This is a genomic window from Vibrio sp. KUL78, assembly GCF_059725505.1.
Genome location: NZ_AP045837.1, coordinates 3463683 through 3480600 on the forward strand (window position 1 = coordinate 3463683; position 16918 = coordinate 3480600).

The window sequence follows — 16918 nt, forward strand, 5'->3', positions numbered from 1 at the left end:
GATTCAATCTAACTGCTATTTTGCATAGGTTTTAAACAAAAGAGCGTTCAAAACGTGATCAATGTAACATTTTTATTATAGGCGGTAAAGCAATACTCGGCACTACGACAACTCATACCCACTAATGCGGGACTTGGTTTAGCCTTCCAAATCATAGCGGACAATTCTAACAGTAGTTACCACAACAAATGCGATTAAACTCACAGTATTGATAATATTTGTGATCGGTGAAGTTATCCCTCACTTTGGGTATTGGGAAATCACTAAGCATTTCATAGAGTCGATGGTACGATTACGCTATTGAAACCACCTAGAAGTTTACGAGAACGATATGACACAGACTCAGCCAATTCGAATTGCCACCCGAAAAAGCCCACTTGCTTTGTGGCAGGCTCACTATGTAAAAGATGCCCTGATTGCTGCGCACCCAGGACTCGAGGTTGAGTTGGTGACAATGGTGACCAAAGGTGATGTCATTTTAGATACCCCACTCGCCAAGGTGGGTGGTAAAGGACTTTTCGTAAAAGAGCTCGAAGTGGCGATGCTCGAGGGTCGTGCTGACCTAGCGGTTCACTCGATGAAAGATGTGCCTGTCGACTTTCCTGAGGGACTGGGTCTAGTCACTATCTGCGAGCGCGAAGACCCGCGCGACGCATTTGTCTCTAATACCTATGCGAGCATTAGCGAACTACCACAAGGCGCTGTCGTGGGCACGTGTAGCTTGCGCAGACAATGCCAGCTAAAAGAGCAGCGCCCAGACCTCATCATCAAGGAGCTACGAGGCAATGTCGGCACCCGTCTAGGCAAACTCGACAACGGTGAGTACGACGCCATAATTCTCGCCGCAGCAGGTCTTAAGCGCTTAGAGCTTGAGTCTCGCATTCGCAGCTTTATCGAGCCAGAAGAATCGCTACCTGCCGTTGGTCAAGGTGCAGTTGGCATTGAGTGCCGCCTCGATGATGAGCGTCTTATCAAGCTGCTTGAGCCTTTAAATCATGCGGAAACGGCAGATCGCGTGCGCTGCGAGCGCGCAATGAACCTAACTCTTGAAGGTGGCTGCCAGGTTCCAATCGGCAGCTATTCTTTAATTGATGGCGACAACATCTGGCTACGCGCTTTAGTGGGTGAACCCGATGGTAGCAAAATCATTCGCGGTGAAATCCAAGGTAGTCGCAAAGATGCCGAAGCGTTAGGTGTGCAACTTGCTAACCAGCTCCTAAACGACGGCGCAAAAGAAATTCTAGAGAAACTCTATCAAGATCACGAGTAATGCGAGATGAGAGTACTGGTAACAAGGCCTGAAACCCAAGGTGCCGAACTCTGTAAACAAATCGAACGTATGGGGGGCTTTGCCCTCCACTATCCTCTTATTGACATTTCTTTTCCCACTATTCAAGCAGCCGACAGTGCGCACTTTTGTCAATCAGACATCGTCATCGCCGTCAGCCAATACGCAGTGCAAGGCCTAGAGCACTACCTCAACCGCACCTCCGTTTGCGCGCCTAAACAGGCTATTTATCTTGGCGTTGGTCAAAAAACCGCACATGAATTAAGCAAACTGGTACAACAAAACGTAAACTATCCCTCGATAAGCGACAGTGAGCACCTGCTCGCTTTGCCAGAGCTTGCACAGATTTCAGGACAGGTCGTGACCATCCTCCGAGGTAATGGCGGGCGTGAACTCATTTACGAGCAGTTGACGAAACGCGGTGCATATGTGCAATATCTGGAAATGTATCAGCGTCAGTATCGCTCGTTCGATAAACAAACCCTCGAGCACTGGCAAGATAGTAAAACTGACACGTTAGTGGTCACAAGCGGTGAACAACTTGAATATTTGCTGTCTCAAGTACCAGAGTCAAACCATGACTGGTTAAGACAACATCAGCTTTTGGTTCCAAGTGAACGAATCGCTAATCTCGCGATGACACAGGGATTTAATAACGTAACGAACACCCAAGGTGCATCGAACTCTACTCTATTTGCTGCTCTCCAGCGTCTAAAAACAGGACTTAACAATGACGAACAAAAATAAAGACGAGCAAATCCAGTCTGAAGACAAACAAGACGTTACTACTCTAGCCCCAGAGAACACCCAAGAATCGATCGAGCCTGAAGCGCCAGCATCGGAAGCAGAAAGCCCGCAACCTAAATCACCTGAATTTGAAGAAAAGCAGGGTAAGCGCGGGGTGAAACTCGGTACCGCTGCCATTATCCTTGCACTGCTACTTGGTGGTGGCATGACGTTCATGATGCAAAAGCAAGCGGGCGATTATGAAGCTCGCATTGCAAGGCTTGAAGCACAGATTAAAGCATCACAAAGCTCGTTGAGCTCTGAGATGCAGCAGGTTCAGGCAGATACCCTGGAACAAGCGAAAACCATGACCCACAAAGCCGAAGTCGTGCTTGGGCAGCAGAAAAAGAGCATTGAAAGCCTACAACTTGCCGTGGCGGATGTGAAAGGTCGCCGTCCAAATGACTGGCTGTTAGCGGAAGCGGATTACCTGGTTAAACTCGCGGGTCGCAAACTGTTTTTGGAGCATGATGTCGTCAGTGCGACACGCTTGATGGAAAGTGCGGACCAACGTATCGCGGCGCTAAACGACCCAAGCCTTGTATCCCTACGTCAATCCATGGCAAACGACATTACTAAGCTTCGTACCGTGCCTTTGATTGACCGTGACGGGCTAGTACTACGCTTAACCTCACTGCAACGCCAAGTCGACCAACTTCCGCTGGCTAATGCGATCCTTCCTGATGCCCCTGCTGTTGAGAAGCGCCAGGTATCGCAAGACATCTATGACTGGCAAGACAACCTAATGACATCACTGAAGGATTTCTCAGAAAACTTTATTACCTTCCGTAGTCGTGACGGTAACGTGATTCCGCTATTGTCTCCTGAGCAGCACTTCTATTTGAGAGAGAACATCAAGTCTAAAATCGAGACCGCGATTCGCGCGACCTACGAGGAGCAAGGTGAGATCTACAAGATGTCGCTAGAGACGGCTGAAGAGTGGTCAGAATCCTTCTTTGATATGGATAACAACAGCGTCAAAGAGTTTAACGCAGCACTTGGCAAGCTTAGTCAGCAAAACATTCAGGTCGACTATCCAGTTAAGCTGGAAACGCAAGCGAAACTGTCTGACGTGATCAGCGAGCGTTTACGCCGTGAAGTCACTACCATCATCACGGAGGAGAAATAATGATTCGATTAATTTTTCTCTTCGTCGTCCTTGGCGCAGGTCTATTTGTTGGCACGCAGTTTTCAGGTCAACAAGGCTATGTGCTGATCTCGATTGCTGATAAGACCATCGAGATGAGTGTCACCACGCTTGTGGTGTTTGTGATCGCTGCGCTTGCAGCACTGTTTCTACTTGAGTACATCATCAAGAAAATCCTCTACACCAGTGTGACCACCTTTAATTACTTTAGTGTGCGCAAAATGCGTCGCTCTCGCCGCTATACCAATGAGGGTATCGTTAAGCTACTAGAGGGTGACTGGAAGCTCGCAGAGAAGAAAGTAACTCGCTGGGCGAATTACCACGACATGCCACTACTGTGTTATCTGGTAGCGTCAGAGGCAGCCTTGGGACAAGGTGATAAAGCAAAGCGTGACCACTACCTAGATCTTGCTTCTCAACAAGAAAACTCTGAGCTGGCCGTGCAGCTTACTCGAGCTAAACAAGCAGTCCGCGAAGAAGAATGGGAAGTCGCAGCGTCGACTCTTGAGACATTAAAAGCTGAACACCCAAGTAACACCATCGTTTTAAGCCTACTGAAGACAACCTATCGTGAGCTTGGCGAATGGCAGGCTCTGATTGATCTTCTGCCTAAGCTAAACAAAGCAAAACTTATCGATACTGAAGAGCAAGCGGAATTAGAAGAACGAGCTCAATGTGGCCTGCTAGAGGATATTGCAAGCCAGCAAGGCAGTGAAGGCTTAATCAGCCATTGGAATAAACTACCTCGTAAGACACGCCAAAGCACGCACTTAGTCGGATGCTTCACCAAGCAGCTTATCGCTCGTAAGGCAGACGCAGAAGCGTTCACTGTTATCAAAGAGACGCTCAAGAAGCAGGGGCATGACGAGCTGTATACGTTGCTACCAGAACTTAACCTAGCAGACGCGCATCCCGTTGTTGTGATGCTCGAAGATGTCGTGAAGAAGCAACCAGATAATGCAAAAGCACAAAGCGCATTAGCACAGTTCTATTTCCGTGATGAAAAATGGCCAGAAGCACAGCGTCATTTCGAGCGTGCGCTATCTATCCGCCCAGATGTCTCTGACTATGCTTACTTAGCAGACACGTTAGAGAAGCAGAATCTGACTAAAGCAGCAGGGGAAGTTTCTCGTAAGGCATTGACCCTAATCGAAAGTAACTAAGCTATCTGTCTATGCTTAAAAAAGCTCCCTTGGGAGCTTTTTTACAGCTGGAAATCGTCTAATGCTTGAAGCGTAAGTCGATTGGTAAAGGCATTCACTCTGGTATGAACGGGGCTCCAACCAAGCAAAAATCGTTGATAATCCGCCCATGCCAGCCCCAATAACGCGCGCCACTCCTGACACACATCATTAGAGTCAACGTCGGGTTGATATTCCTCTAAAGCCACCTTCAGCGCTTGAAAGTAAAACTCGACATAGTCATCGATCGATAGCTGCGTATCATCGAAGTTGAGTACTGTAGTGAAGAACAGAGCCACATCTTTTACGCCCACACCACCGCCAACGTATTGGAAATCCACCGCGCTGACTTGTGAGCCTGATTGATTAAAGCAAAAATTGGCAAGCTTCGCATCACCATGCACCAAGGTCTGATATCGACAGCGATTAAGTATGTCATCAATACGCTTAGCTGCCTGTTTGTATCGGCTTGGCGTCATTGCTTGCCATTCGTCGGGGCGGGTAGGCAAATGCCAATAGGTTCCCTGCTCCCAAAGGCCTAAAGGCTTCGTATCGAGCCAAAAGGCATGAAAGCGGGCTAGCCAGCTCAATACGGCTTTTACTTCATCCGTCGTTGGCTTTTTTACCACTCTCGCACGTTCTTGAAGCCTGAGATCCTCCAAAACGAGATCATAGTGCGAACCATGGTTGATCGCTGCTAAACAGCCTGGTGCCCAGCCAAAAGGCATTTGAGAGACGTATTGCAGATACCAATTAAACTCAACCTGATAGGACTTCAATTTCCTCTCGTTCGATAACTGGGTGTTCCATCCTTTCGGATGATACTCCGGCGCCAGCTCTGGCAAGTCGATTGACTTAATGACCATACTTGGCAGCCCTGGATTGTCCGTAGTTACTCTAAACAACTGTCCATAGCCACTCCAAAGGCTCTGTATCGGCTCTTTAGAGATTACTCGATGCGTTTCACCAATCAGTTTTTTTATTGCCAACGTTGGCTCATACGGGCTGGAACTCAAACCTCAGATACCTCTAGAAATAGAAACTGATGCTCACTGTGACAGACAATACCATTAAACGGAAGGGTTAGTCAGGTAAGTAGTAAGTATGGGGTTTTTGAGGAATTGCAGATAAGAAAAAAGCCCGCTGATTTCTCAGCGGGCTTTCTAATGTGGCGGAGAGATAGGGATTTGAACCCTAGAACCGCTATTAACGGTTGCCGGTTTTCAAGACCGGTGCTTTCGACCACTCAGCCATCTCTCCACAAATTGTCATCAACAGATTAGTACACTGATGATGTGGTTACTTACTATTGCAAGTAACAGTATTTAAAGCCTGGCGATGTCCTACTCTCACATGGGGAAGCCCCACACTACCATCGGCGCTATTGCGTTTCACTTCTGAGTTCGGCATGGAATCAGGTGGGTCCACAACGCTATGGTCGCCAAGCAAATTCTGCTTTGGTCTTCAGCTTTTCAAAAAAGCTAAAAGCCAAAATAATCTGGAAAGCTGTTAATGCGTTCTCATACACATTCAATGTTCTTACTTTGAGTCCATCAAAACCCTTTGGGTGTTGTATGGTTAAGCCTCACGGGCAATTAGTACAGGTTAGCTCAACGCCTCACAACGCTTACACACCCTGCCTATCAACGTTCTAGTCTCGAACAACCCTTTAGGACACTTAAAGTGCCAGGGAAGACTCATCTCAGGGCTCGCTTCCCGCTTAGATGCTTTCAGCGGTTATCGATTCCGAACTTAGCTACCGGGCAATGCGATTGGCATCACAACCCGAACACCAGAGGTTCGTCCACTCCGGTCCTCTCGTACTAGGAGCAGCCCCCTTCAATCTTCCAACGCCCACGGCAGATAGGGACCGAACTGTCTCACGACGTTCTAAACCCAGCTCGCGTACCACTTTAAATGGCGAACAGCCATACCCTTGGGACCGACTTCAGCCCCAGGATGTGATGAGCCGACATCGAGGTGCCAAACACCGCCGTCGATATGAACTCTTGGGCGGTATCAGCCTGTTATCCCCGGAGTACCTTTTTATCCGTTGAGCGATGGCCCTTCCATTCAGAACCACCGGATCACTATGACCTGCTTTCGCACCTGCTCGAATTGTCATTCTCGCAGTCAAGCGGGCTTATGCCATTGCACTAACCTCACGATGTCCAACCGTGATTAGCCCACCTTCGTGCTCCTCCGTTACTCTTTGGGAGGAGACCGCCCCAGTCAAACTACCCACCAGGCACTGTCCGCAGCCCCGATAAGGGGCCAACGTTAGAACATCAACACTACAAGGGTGGTATTTCAAGGACGGCTCCACTAATACTGGCGTACTAGTTTCAAAGCCTCCCACCTATCCTACACATGTAGGGTCAATGTTCAGTGCCAAGCTGTAGTAAAGGTTCACGGGGTCTTTCCGTCTAGCCGCGGGTACACTGCATCTTCACAGCGATTTCAATTTCACTGAGTCTCGGGTGGAGACAGCGTGGCCATCATTACGCCATTCGTGCAGGTCGGAACTTACCCGACAAGGAATTTCGCTACCTTAGGACCGTTATAGTTACGGCCGCCGTTTACCGGGGCTTCGATCAAGAGCTTCGACCGAAGTCTAACCCCATCAATTAACCTTCCGGCACCGGGCAGGCGTCACACCGTATACGTCATCTTACGATTTTGCACAGTGCTGTGTTTTAATAAACAGTTGCAGCCACCTGGTATCTGCGACTCCCCATAGCTCCATCCGCAAGGGACTTCACCGCGAGGAGCGTACCTTCTCCCGAAGTTACGGTACCATTTTGCCTAGTTCCTTCACCCGAGTTCTCTCAAGCGCCTTGGTATTCTCTACCCGACCACCTGTGTCGGTTTGGGGTACGATTCCTTACAATCTGAAGCTTAGAGGCTTTTCCTGGAAGCATGGCATCAATGACTTCACTACCGTAGTAGCTCGACATCGTGTCTCAGCCTTAAAAAGAGCCGGATTTACCTAACTCTTAAGCCTACGCACTTGAACCTGGACAACCGTCGCCAGGCCCACCTAGCCTTCTCCGTCCCCCCATCGCAATTGTAAGAAGTACGGGAATATTAACCCGTTTCCCATCGACTACGCCTTTCGGCCTCGCCTTAGGGGTCGACTCACCCCTGCCCCGATTAACGTTGGACAGGAACCCTTGGTCTTCCGGCGAGGAGGTTTTTCACCCCCTTTATCGTTACTCATGTCAGCATTCGCACTTCTGATACCTCCAGCAAACCTTACAGTTCACCTTCAACGGCTTACAGAACGCTCCCCTACCCAATATACAAAGTATATTGCCGCAGCTTCGGTTTATAGCTTAGCCCCGTTACATCTTCCGCGCAGGCCGACTCGACTAGTGAGCTATTACGCTTTCTTTAAATGATGGCTGCTTCTAAGCCAACATCCTAGCTGTCTAAGCCTTCCCACATCGTTTCCCACTTAGCTATAATTTGGGACCTTAGCTGGCGGTCTGGGTTGTTTCCCTCTCCACGACGGACGTTAGCACCCGCCGTGTGTCTCCCGGATAGTACTTACTGGTATTCGGAGTTTGCAAAGGGTTGGTAAGTCGGGATGACCCCCTAGCCTTAACAGTGCTCTACCCCCAGTAGTATTCGTCCGAGGCTCTACCTAAATAGATTTCGGGGAGAACCAGCTATCTCCAGGTTTGATTGGCCTTTCACCCCTAGCCACAAGTCATCCGCTAATTTTTCAACATTAGTCGGTTCGGTCCTCCAGTTGATGTTACTCAACCTTCAACCTGCCCATGGCTAGATCACCTGGTTTCGGGTCTATATCCAGAGACTGAACGCCCAGTTAAGACTCGGTTTCCCTACGGCTCCCCTAAACGGTTAACCTTGCCACTGAATATAAGTCGCTGACCCATTATACAAAAGGTACGCAGTCACACCACGAAGGTGCTCCTACTGCTTGTACGTACACGGTTTCAGGTTCTATTTCACTCCCCTCACAGGGGTTCTTTTCGCCTTTCCCTCACGGTACTGGTTCACTATCGGTCAGTCAGTAGTATTTAGCCTTGGAGGATGGTCCCCCATATTCAGACAGGATATCACGTGTCCCGCCCTACTCGATTTCACTGATGATGAGATGTCGGTTACGGGGCTATCACCCTGTATCGCGGCACTTTCCAGAGCCTTCACCTGTCTCATTAAAAGCTTAAGGGCTAATCCAATTTCGCTCGCCGCTACTTTCGGAATCTCGGTTGATTTCTCTTCCTCGGGGTACTTAGATGTTTCCAGTTCCCCCGGTTCGCCTCGCTGAGCTATGTATTCACTCAGCGATACCTACTTATGCAGGTGGGTTTCCCCATTCAGGAATCTCAGACTCACAGGTTATTACTACCTAATCTGAGCTTATCGCAAGTTATTACGCCTTTCATCGCCTCTGACTGCCAAGGCATCCACCGTGTACGCTTAGTCACTTAACCATACAACCCCAAAGGGTCTTTCTATTTGTCTTCACTTTTGAAAAGTGAAAGCAAACGGTCAAACAACCAAAGTTGTCTGCAATTTTTATACATGATGCAGACTCGATTTTGCCGGACTCAAATATGAATTACTTTCGTAATTCCCAAGAACACTTGAATGTGTGTTGGTACCTAATTCTAAGAATTAGGATTTGAGAACTTTTAATTGAATAACATTAATCAAATGTTATTCGTCAGCTTTCCAAATTTTTAAAGAGCTTGATTCATAAAGAACCATTTTTAAGAACACTTAAGACTTTCTATTAAAAAGAAATGTGCTTAAAGATGGTGGAGCTAAGCAGGATCGAACTGCTGACCTCCTGCGTGCAAGGCAGGCGCTCTCCCAGCTGAGCTATAGCCCCATCAGTGTGATGCTTACCGCCAATCATCTGGGAGGAAGATTGGTGGGTCTGAGTGGACTTGAACCACCGACCTCTCGCTTATCAGGCGAACGCTCTAACCACCTGAGCTACAGACCCAAGCATCGTCTTTAATTCATAAACCGTATCAATCTGTGTGAACACTCATCGCAATAATCTATTCGTATAAGGAGGTGATCCAGCCCCAGGTTCCCCTAGGGCTACCTTGTTACGACTTCACCCCAGTCATGAACCACAAAGTGGTGAGCGTCCTCCCGAAGGTTAAACTACCCACTTCTTTTGCAGCCCACTCCCATGGTGTGACGGGCGGTGTGTACAAGGCCCGGGAACGTATTCACCGTGGCATTCTGATCCACGATTACTAGCGATTCCGACTTCATGGAGTCGAGTTGCAGACTCCAATCCGGACTACGACGCACTTTTTGGGATTCGCTCACTTTCGCAAGTTGGCCGCCCTCTGTATGCGCCATTGTAGCACGTGTGTAGCCCTACTCGTAAGGGCCATGATGACTTGACGTCGTCCCCACCTTCCTCCGGTTTATCACCGGCAGTCTCCCTGGAGTTCCCACCCGAAGTGCTGGCAAACAAGGATAAGGGGTTGCGCTCGTTGCGGGACTTAACCCAACATTTCACAACACGAGCTGACGACAGCCATGCAGCACCTGTCTCAGAGTTCCCGAAGGCACCAAAGCATCTCTGCTAAGTTCTCTGGATGTCAAGAGTAGGTAAGGTTCTTCGCGTTGCATCGAATTAAACCACATGCTCCACCGCTTGTGCGGGCCCCCGTCAATTCATTTGAGTTTTAATCTTGCGACCGTACTCCCCAGGCGGTCTACTTAACGCGTTAGCTCCGAAAGCCACGGCTCAAGGCCACAACCTCCAAGTAGACATCGTTTACGGCGTGGACTACCAGGGTATCTAATCCTGTTTGCTCCCCACGCTTTCGCATCTGAGTGTCAGTATCTGTCCAGGGGGCCGCCTTCGCCACCGGTATTCCTTCAGATCTCTACGCATTTCACCGCTACACCTGAAATTCTACCCCCCTCTACAGTACTCTAGTCAGCCAGTTTCAAATGCAGTTCCGAGGTTGAGCCCCGGGCTTTCACATCTGACTTAACTAACCACCTGCATGCGCTTTACGCCCAGTAATTCCGATTAACGCTCGCACCCTCCGTATTACCGCGGCTGCTGGCACGGAGTTAGCCGGTGCTTCTTCTGTCGCTAACGTCAAACGATGCAGCTATTAACTACAACGCCTTCCTCACGACTGAAAGTGCTTTACAACCCGAAGGCCTTCTTCACACACGCGGCATGGCTGCATCAGGCTTGCGCCCATTGTGCAATATTCCCCACTGCTGCCTCCCGTAGGAGTCTGGACCGTGTCTCAGTTCCAGTGTGGCTGATCATCCTCTCAGACCAGCTAGGGATCGTCGCCTTGGTGAGCCATTACCTCACCAACTAGCTAATCCCACCTGGGCATATCCTGACGCGAGAGGCCTAAAAGGTCCCCCTCTTTGAGCCGAAGCTATTATGCGGTATTAGCCATCGTTTCCAATGGTTATCCCCCACATCAGGGCAATTTCCCAGGCATTACTCACCCGTCCGCCGCTCGACGCCGTTAACGTTCCCCGAAGGTTCAGTTAACTCGTTTCCGCTCGACTTGCATGTGTTAGGCCTGCCGCCAGCGTTCAATCTGAGCCATGATCAAACTCTTCAATTTAAGATTTTGTTCGGCTCAATGAATACTGACTTTAAACTACCTTAAGTAATCTAAAGCCATTATCGTTCCAACAGAACGATAATGAATTGACTGTGCCAAGTCTTTCGACTTGATTGGTCACTCAGTTCATTGAAAACCTAATTTGATACCCCTCTTTATTAAGAGAAGAATCTAATTTGATTATCATCAACGAGTGCCCACACAGATTGATAGGTTTAAATTTTTAAAGAACGTTTCTTCAAGAAGCTAAACTTTCGTTTTTGAGCCTTTCGGCTTTTCTCTCGAAGTGGGCGGCCATTTTAACTAGATAACTTGTCGTGTCAACCACTTTTTCAAATTATTTTCGCTTAGGCTTTTTGCCCTCCAAACCTGTTGGGCTCTTGCTTTGCTGCCCTCCCGTTTGGTGTGGTGCGCATTATAGGGAGAATGAGAAGCCGCGCAACCCCTTTTTCAATATTTTTTAGAAAAAACGTTCTTTTGATTGAAATACCATCAAAAAACAAAAAGGAGAGTATAAAAACTCTCCTTTTAGCCACAAATCACTAACAATTAGATAAATGCGTACGCATCACCATACATGTGATCTGATTTTGCCTGCTTGTTTTGCGTGAACTGTTCACGTGCAGCGCCAGCCATTTCGAAACGGCCTGCTATATAGATATCGAAATCAGCCAGTGAATCAAAATCATCACTGACAGCTTGAAGTACGTTGCCTTGTTTACCGGTCCACTCAGCCAAAGTTTCTTCAATAACAGGAATGAACTGAATGCGCTCATGAGCATTAGCGATGTCAGTTAGCTCTTGTTTAGCATATAGCTGAGCTTCATCGCGACCACCCCAGTATAGATAGATAGGCTGCGCAATGTTTTGGCTAATACAGTGATCAAGAATAGAACGTACATAGCTAAAGCCAGTGCCACCAGCAATCAATAGAATTGGGCGTTGGCTATCTTCACGAATCCATGCTTCGCCATGAGGGGCATCAATCTGAATGTCGCCACCCACTTCAAGTGCATGTTTCATTGACTCAACCACTTCTAGCGCATAAGCATTGTGCTCAGCAGCACCAATATGGAGTTCAATCTCGCCTTCATGACGGCAAGGGCTGCTAGCAATAGAGAAAGGACGCTTGTCGGCCTCTCCCATTACTACCATTAAATACTGACCTGCTTTAAAGCTAACAGGCTGTTCTGGGTGCAGCAAAATTTGATAGGTATTCGCTGCTAAAGGCTCAATAGACTTAACTTTACAATTGATGGTCATGGTTTATCTCTTTTATTCGTCTCCAAAGGTGATCACCAAATCACTCTTTGGATAAGCAAGGCAGGAGAACATCCAACCTTGCTGCTTTTCTTTCTCGGTAAGTAATGGTTCCAAATCATAGTCCACCGTACCCGACTCGATACGGCATAAACAAGAAGCGCAGGCCCCCACCTGGCAGCGGTGAGGAAAAGCAAGATTCTGGTTGAGCGCAGCCTCTAATACTGTCTGCCCTTCTTCGACTATAAACTCAAGGTTTTGAGGCTTGAGCACTACTCGCTTTGTCATAGGATATTGAGTTCATCCCAAATGCTGTCTATCTTTGCAACCAATGCTGGGTCTTTTTTAATTGGTATGCCCCACTCACGCGTCACTTCGTCTTCAAGTTTATTGGTTGCATCTAAATAAGCTCTAGAGGTGCTATCGTTGACCAGCAATGTATCTCTGGACGGGTCCATTCTCGTGGTGATTGCCCAAATCACATCATTCCAATCACGCACGTTCACGTCTTGGTCACAGGCAACAATAAACTTAGTCGCCAGATAAGGTGAGAGTATAGCCTCTACTCCTTTCATTACCTCAATAGCTTGACCTGCGCGTTGCTTATTTAGAGTCAGCAGTACCATACGATTTGTACCCGTTCCCGGTGCAATATACAAGTCAGTCACCTCTGGATATTGAGCTGTAACCTGTTTCGTCAATACGGTTTCATCCCAACTATTCGAGCACTCGATATCTTGTACCGTTTGATACTTGGCCGCTTCCAGTTCTAATTCTGCATCCCACTTAATCGTGGCATCCAGTCCCATTTTGGAACCTAGACCTGTCACAGGAGACGCAAAGTCCAAAGAATCTATCGGTGTGCTTTCAATCATCAAGGTATCGCGACTCGGTACCATATGGTCATTCATGGCTTGCGTGACTTGCTGCCAATCGCGGCCATCAACGCTTTCATCACACACAATCACAAACTTGGTGTACATGAATTGTCGCAAGAAAGACCATACCCCCATCATGACGCGCTTGGCGTGCCCTGGGTATTGCTTCTTCATTGTTACCACCGCCATACGGTACGAACATCCTTCTGGCGGAAGATAGAAGTCTTCTATTTCCGGGAACTGCTTTTGCAAGATCGGCACGAAGACTTCGTTCAGCGACACCCCAAGTACAGCCGGTTCATCAGGCGGACGACCTGTATAAGTGCTGTGATAGATAGGGTTTTCACGCATAGTAATGTGCGTGATAGTAAAGACATGGTGCTTTTCTTTTTCGTTGTAGTAACCGGTGTGGTCTCCATACGGACCTTCATCGGCAAATTCTTGCGGATCGATATAACCCTCAAGAACAATTTCCGCACTCGCTGGCACTTCAAGATCGTTACTAATCGATTTGACCACTTCAGTACGTTCGCCACGCAGCAATCCAGCGAAGGCATATTCAGACAATGTGTCAGGTACGGGTGTGACCGCCCCAAGAATGGTAGCCGGGTCAGCGCCAAATGCGACTGAGACTGGGAACGGTTTTCCTGGATTGGTTTCCATCCAGTCTCTTAGATCGAGTGCACCACCGCGATGCGCAAGCCATCGCATGATGATCTTATTCTTAGCTATCTTTTGTTGGCGATAGATACCTAGATTTTGACGCTTCTTATTTGGTCCTTTAGTGACTGTTAGTCCCCACGTTAGCAAGGGGGCGACATCATCAGGCCAGCAACTCATCACCGGGATTTTATCAAGATCGACCTCATCACCTTGCCAAACGACTTGCTGGCAAGCCGCTTTACGCAGCCTTTTGGCCGGCATGTGCAGCACTTTCTTGAAGAGAGGGATTTTATTGATCGCGTCTTTAAATCCACGAGGTGGCTCTGGTTCTTTTAGGTAGGCCAGTAGTTTACCTACTTCTCTAAGCTCGGATACTTGCTCTCGTCCCATCCCCATCGCCACTCGCTTTGGCGTGCCGAAGAGATTAGTCAATACCGGCATGTCGTAGCCGATTGGATTTTCGAACAGCAATGCCGGTCCACCAGCTCGCAGAGTCCTATCGCTGATCTCCGTCATTTCATAATCAGGGTCGACGGGATGCGAGATGCGCTTGAGCAGCCCCTGGCTTTCCAGGTGCTGTGTGAAATCACGTAAGTCCTTGTAAATCATAGGGGATACTTCGCCTTGAAAGATGGTGCCATTATATACGTAAATCTATCATCTAGCGAAATGTCCTCTCAGCTAACCTAAGAGGTAAACAAATTCAGTTAGTTCGACAACGCCTGCAAAATAAGACTCGATTTCACCTGGCTATTGGTCGAAAGCACATCTCTTACCCAACCGCTGTGACCATTCTGCGCTAGCTGTGTCGCCACAAAGCTTGCATCTTCAACTCTGGTCATTCGCGTCACCAAGAAGGTTTTTACCTCACTTGGGAGTGGCGAAATTTGAGCGAGCTCAGTGATGGCCTGACGCTTGAGACTAGGGTTACGTGCGGCCGCCATGATCTGCTTCTGTGCAAACGGTGAAGAGACACTCGCCAGCCTCTCTAGCTCTGCTTGGCTATGATAGTCGGCGCGCATTTTCCACAGTAAGTCATACAGAGCTTCGTCTTCGTTAACTTGAGCCATACGTACTAAAACTCGTGTTGATGGCAACCATTCCGTGATCTTGGCATCGGTAAGCTGTTGTGTAATATAGGCGTTGGCTTTGGGTGACAAGCTGTCAAACTCTTTGACAAGCAGGTCTTCGCGAATCTTACGTTCATAATCACTGCCCTGTGACAACCAATCACGCAAAACTAGCTGTTCACTTTCAGCCTGAAGGATAAATTCCAAGGTTTTTTGGTCGCTGTTCCAACGCTTTATTAGACGCGCTGATATGGCGGGATAATTAAACGCAGGGATCGAAAATTCATAACCATCACCGCGCTCGAGCATAGTATAAGTAGGCGGTAAGGATTTTTGGCTTTGTACGAAAATGGCCATTTTAGGGGAAAGAATACGCTCACTGTCTTCAAGGTGCTTGAGCAGCAAAAATCTCGCTACCTCTTGCTGAGGCAACGCGAGTCGATTTAACGCGAATCTGAGGCTGTCGGTATCGTCTTGTTCTACCAACAATAAAAAATCGTCTACTTTCTGCAAAACCACAGGGCTTTGCATCCAGTGATCAACCTCCTGCTGCGTCATTTCCTTAGACGCATAAACTGGCTGTGAAAATGACACTGCCAATACGAGGAGTAAAGACGCTAACCATCCTTGTAGCATATTAACCTCCTGTTAACACACTCAGTATTGTGCGCGTGAAACAGGGGAAGTGCAAACAAAAACGTCACCCCATAAGGGTGACGTTTAAAATTTGAGACTCGTTGTCCGCTTTGCGGACAAGTTTAACGATTACTGGCGACGCATCGCGTCAAAGAACTCATCGTTAGTCTTAGTCATTGCAAGCTTGTCGATTAGGAATTCCATCGCATCGATTTCGCCCATTGGGTGAACAATCTTACGTAGGATCCACATCTTCTGCAGCTCATCGGCTTTCGTTAGTAACTCTTCACGACGTGTACCTGAACGGTTGAAGTCAATCGCTGGGAAGACACGCTTTTCAGCAATCTTACGGTTTAGGTGCAGTTCCATGTTACCTGTACCTTTAAACTCTTCGTAGATAACTTCATCCATCTTAGAACCAGTATCGACTAGCGCTGTTGCGATGATAGTTAGGCTGCCGCCTTCTTCTACGTTACGAGCTGCACCGAAGAAACGCTTAGGACGGTGTAGTGCGTTCGCGTCAACACCACCAGTTAGAACCTTACCTGATGAAGGTACTACCGTGTTGTAAGCACGAGCTAGACGAGTGATAGAATCCAGTAGGATAACCACGTCTTTCTTGTGTTCAACAAGACGCTTCGCTTTCTCGATAACCATCTCTGCAACTTGAACGTGACGAGATGCTGGCTCATCAAACGTCGATGCCACTACTTCACCTTTAACTAGGCGCTGCATCTCAGTTACTTCTTCCGGACGTTCGTCGATAAGAAGAACCATCAATTCACATTCAGGGTGGTTGTGGGCAATGCTCTGCGCAATGTTTTGCAGCAGCATGGTTTTACCCGCTTTAGGTGGTGCAACGATGAGACCACGTTGACCTTTACCGATTGGAGACGCGAGATCAAGAACACGTGCAGTAATGTCTTCTGTTGAACCGTTACCACGCTCCATAGTCATGCGCTCATTAGCATGCAGAGGGGTTAGGTTTTCAAACAGGATCTTGTTACGTGCGTTATCTGGCTTGTCAGCGTTAACAGTGTTTACTTTTAGAAGTGCGAAATAGCGCTCGCCATCTTTTGGTGGGCGAATCTTACCGGCAATCGAGTCACCTGTACGCAGGTTGAAACGACGGATCTGACTTGGAGAAACGTAGATATCATCTGGGCCAGCAAGGTATGAACTGTCTGCGCTACGCAGGAAACCAAAACCATCTTGAAGAATCTCTAAGACCCCGTCACCAAAGATATCTTCACCACTTTTCGCATGGGCTTTTAAGATGGCGAAGATGATGTCTTGCTTACGCAGACGAGCTAAGTTTTCCAGACCAAGAGATTCGCCAAGTTTAACGAGCTCAGAAACAGGTCTGTTCTTCAATTCTGTTAAGTTCATTGTGGTGGATGTTTGTTT

10 protein-coding genes, 3 tRNA genes and 3 rRNA genes are annotated in these 16918 nt (G+C 48.0%); 4 read left to right on the top strand and 12 right to left on the bottom strand.

All coding sequences use genetic code 11. From position 1 onward, the window contains the following. Nucleotides 1–331 precede the first annotated feature (331 nt). Genes hemC through AC6I8Y_RS16115 form a run of 4 tightly spaced genes read left to right on the top strand, consistent with a single transcriptional unit; the run spans nt 332 to nt 4384 of the window. Complete coding sequence (gene hemC, locus AC6I8Y_RS16100; protein ID WP_498020549.1) at nt 332–1270, top strand: hydroxymethylbilane synthase; 939 nt, start codon at nt 332–334, stop codon at nt 1268–1270. Nucleotides 1271–1276: 6 nt separating this feature from the next. Continuing rightward, on the top strand, nt 1277–2035 hold the full coding sequence (locus tag AC6I8Y_RS16105) for a uroporphyrinogen-III synthase (RefSeq protein WP_394154724.1): 759 nt from the start codon (nt 1277–1279) through the stop codon (nt 2033–2035). Beyond that, nucleotides 2019–3203: a uroporphyrinogen-III C-methyltransferase gene (locus tag AC6I8Y_RS16110; RefSeq protein ID WP_252012931.1), complete on the top strand. Its 1185-nt coding sequence runs from the start codon at nt 2019–2021 to the stop codon at nt 3201–3203. The genes AC6I8Y_RS16105 and AC6I8Y_RS16110 overlap by 17 nt, the downstream gene beginning before the upstream one ends. Next, nucleotides 3203–4384, top strand: a complete 1182-nt coding sequence (locus AC6I8Y_RS16115) for a heme biosynthesis protein HemY (RefSeq protein WP_394154727.1) — start codon at nt 3203–3205, stop codon at nt 4382–4384. Before AC6I8Y_RS16110 ends, AC6I8Y_RS16115 begins: the two co-directional genes overlap by 1 nt. A gap of 41 nt (nt 4385–4425) precedes the next feature. Here the strand turns inward: AC6I8Y_RS16115 and AC6I8Y_RS16120 are convergent, their stop codons facing one another. From AC6I8Y_RS16120 to rho, 12 genes are all read right to left on the bottom strand, one after another. Then, on the bottom strand, nt 4426–5391 hold the full coding sequence (locus tag AC6I8Y_RS16120) for a phosphotransferase (protein WP_498020550.1): 966 nt from the start codon (nt 5389–5391) through the stop codon (nt 4426–4428). A gap of 180 nt (nt 5392–5571) precedes the next feature. Beyond that, nucleotides 5572–5662 (bottom strand) — tRNA-Ser (locus AC6I8Y_RS16125). A 70-nt stretch (nt 5663–5732) separates the two neighbouring features. Beyond that, nucleotides 5733–5848: ribosomal RNA gene (gene rrf / locus AC6I8Y_RS16130) — 5S ribosomal RNA — on the bottom strand. 128 nt (nt 5849–5976) lie between these two features. Continuing rightward, nucleotides 5977–8865, bottom strand: a 23S ribosomal RNA gene (locus tag AC6I8Y_RS16135). Nucleotides 8866–9190: 325 nt separating this feature from the next. Then, nucleotides 9191–9266 (bottom strand) — tRNA-Ala (locus tag AC6I8Y_RS16140). A 40-nt stretch (nt 9267–9306) separates the two neighbouring features. Continuing rightward, nucleotides 9307–9383 (bottom strand) — tRNA-Ile (locus AC6I8Y_RS16145). Between the two features lie 67 nt (nt 9384–9450). Continuing rightward, nucleotides 9451–11004: ribosomal RNA gene (locus AC6I8Y_RS16150) — 16S ribosomal RNA — on the bottom strand. The 16S, 23S and 5S rRNA genes sit together here with 3 tRNA genes alongside, the layout of an rRNA operon. A gap of 549 nt (nt 11005–11553) precedes the next feature. Further along, on the bottom strand, nt 11554–12267 hold the full coding sequence (gene fre, locus AC6I8Y_RS16155) for an NAD(P)H-flavin reductase (protein WP_128649906.1): 714 nt from the start codon (nt 12265–12267) through the stop codon (nt 11554–11556). Nucleotides 12268–12279: 12 nt separating this feature from the next. Continuing rightward, the gene (locus AC6I8Y_RS16160) at nt 12280–12552 is read right to left on the bottom strand and encodes a 2Fe-2S iron-sulfur cluster-binding protein (RefSeq protein WP_234494928.1); all 273 of its coding nucleotides are present in this window, start codon (nt 12550–12552) and stop codon (nt 12280–12282) included. Then, the gene (gene ubiD, locus AC6I8Y_RS16165) at nt 12549–14414 is read right to left on the bottom strand and encodes a 4-hydroxy-3-polyprenylbenzoate decarboxylase (RefSeq protein ID WP_498020551.1); all 1866 of its coding nucleotides are present in this window, start codon (nt 14412–14414) and stop codon (nt 12549–12551) included. Before ubiD ends, AC6I8Y_RS16160 begins: the two co-directional genes overlap by 4 nt. Before the next feature lie 98 nt (nt 14415–14512). Next, a complete protein-coding gene (locus AC6I8Y_RS16170) occupies nt 14513–15511 on the bottom strand; it encodes a hypothetical protein (RefSeq protein WP_498020552.1) in 999 nt (332 codons plus the stop codon). A 129-nt stretch (nt 15512–15640) separates the two neighbouring features. Continuing rightward, a complete protein-coding gene (gene rho / locus AC6I8Y_RS16175; RefSeq protein WP_042478896.1) occupies nt 15641–16900 on the bottom strand; it encodes a transcription termination factor Rho in 1260 nt (419 codons plus the stop codon). Nucleotides 16901–16918: the final 18 nt, after the last annotated feature.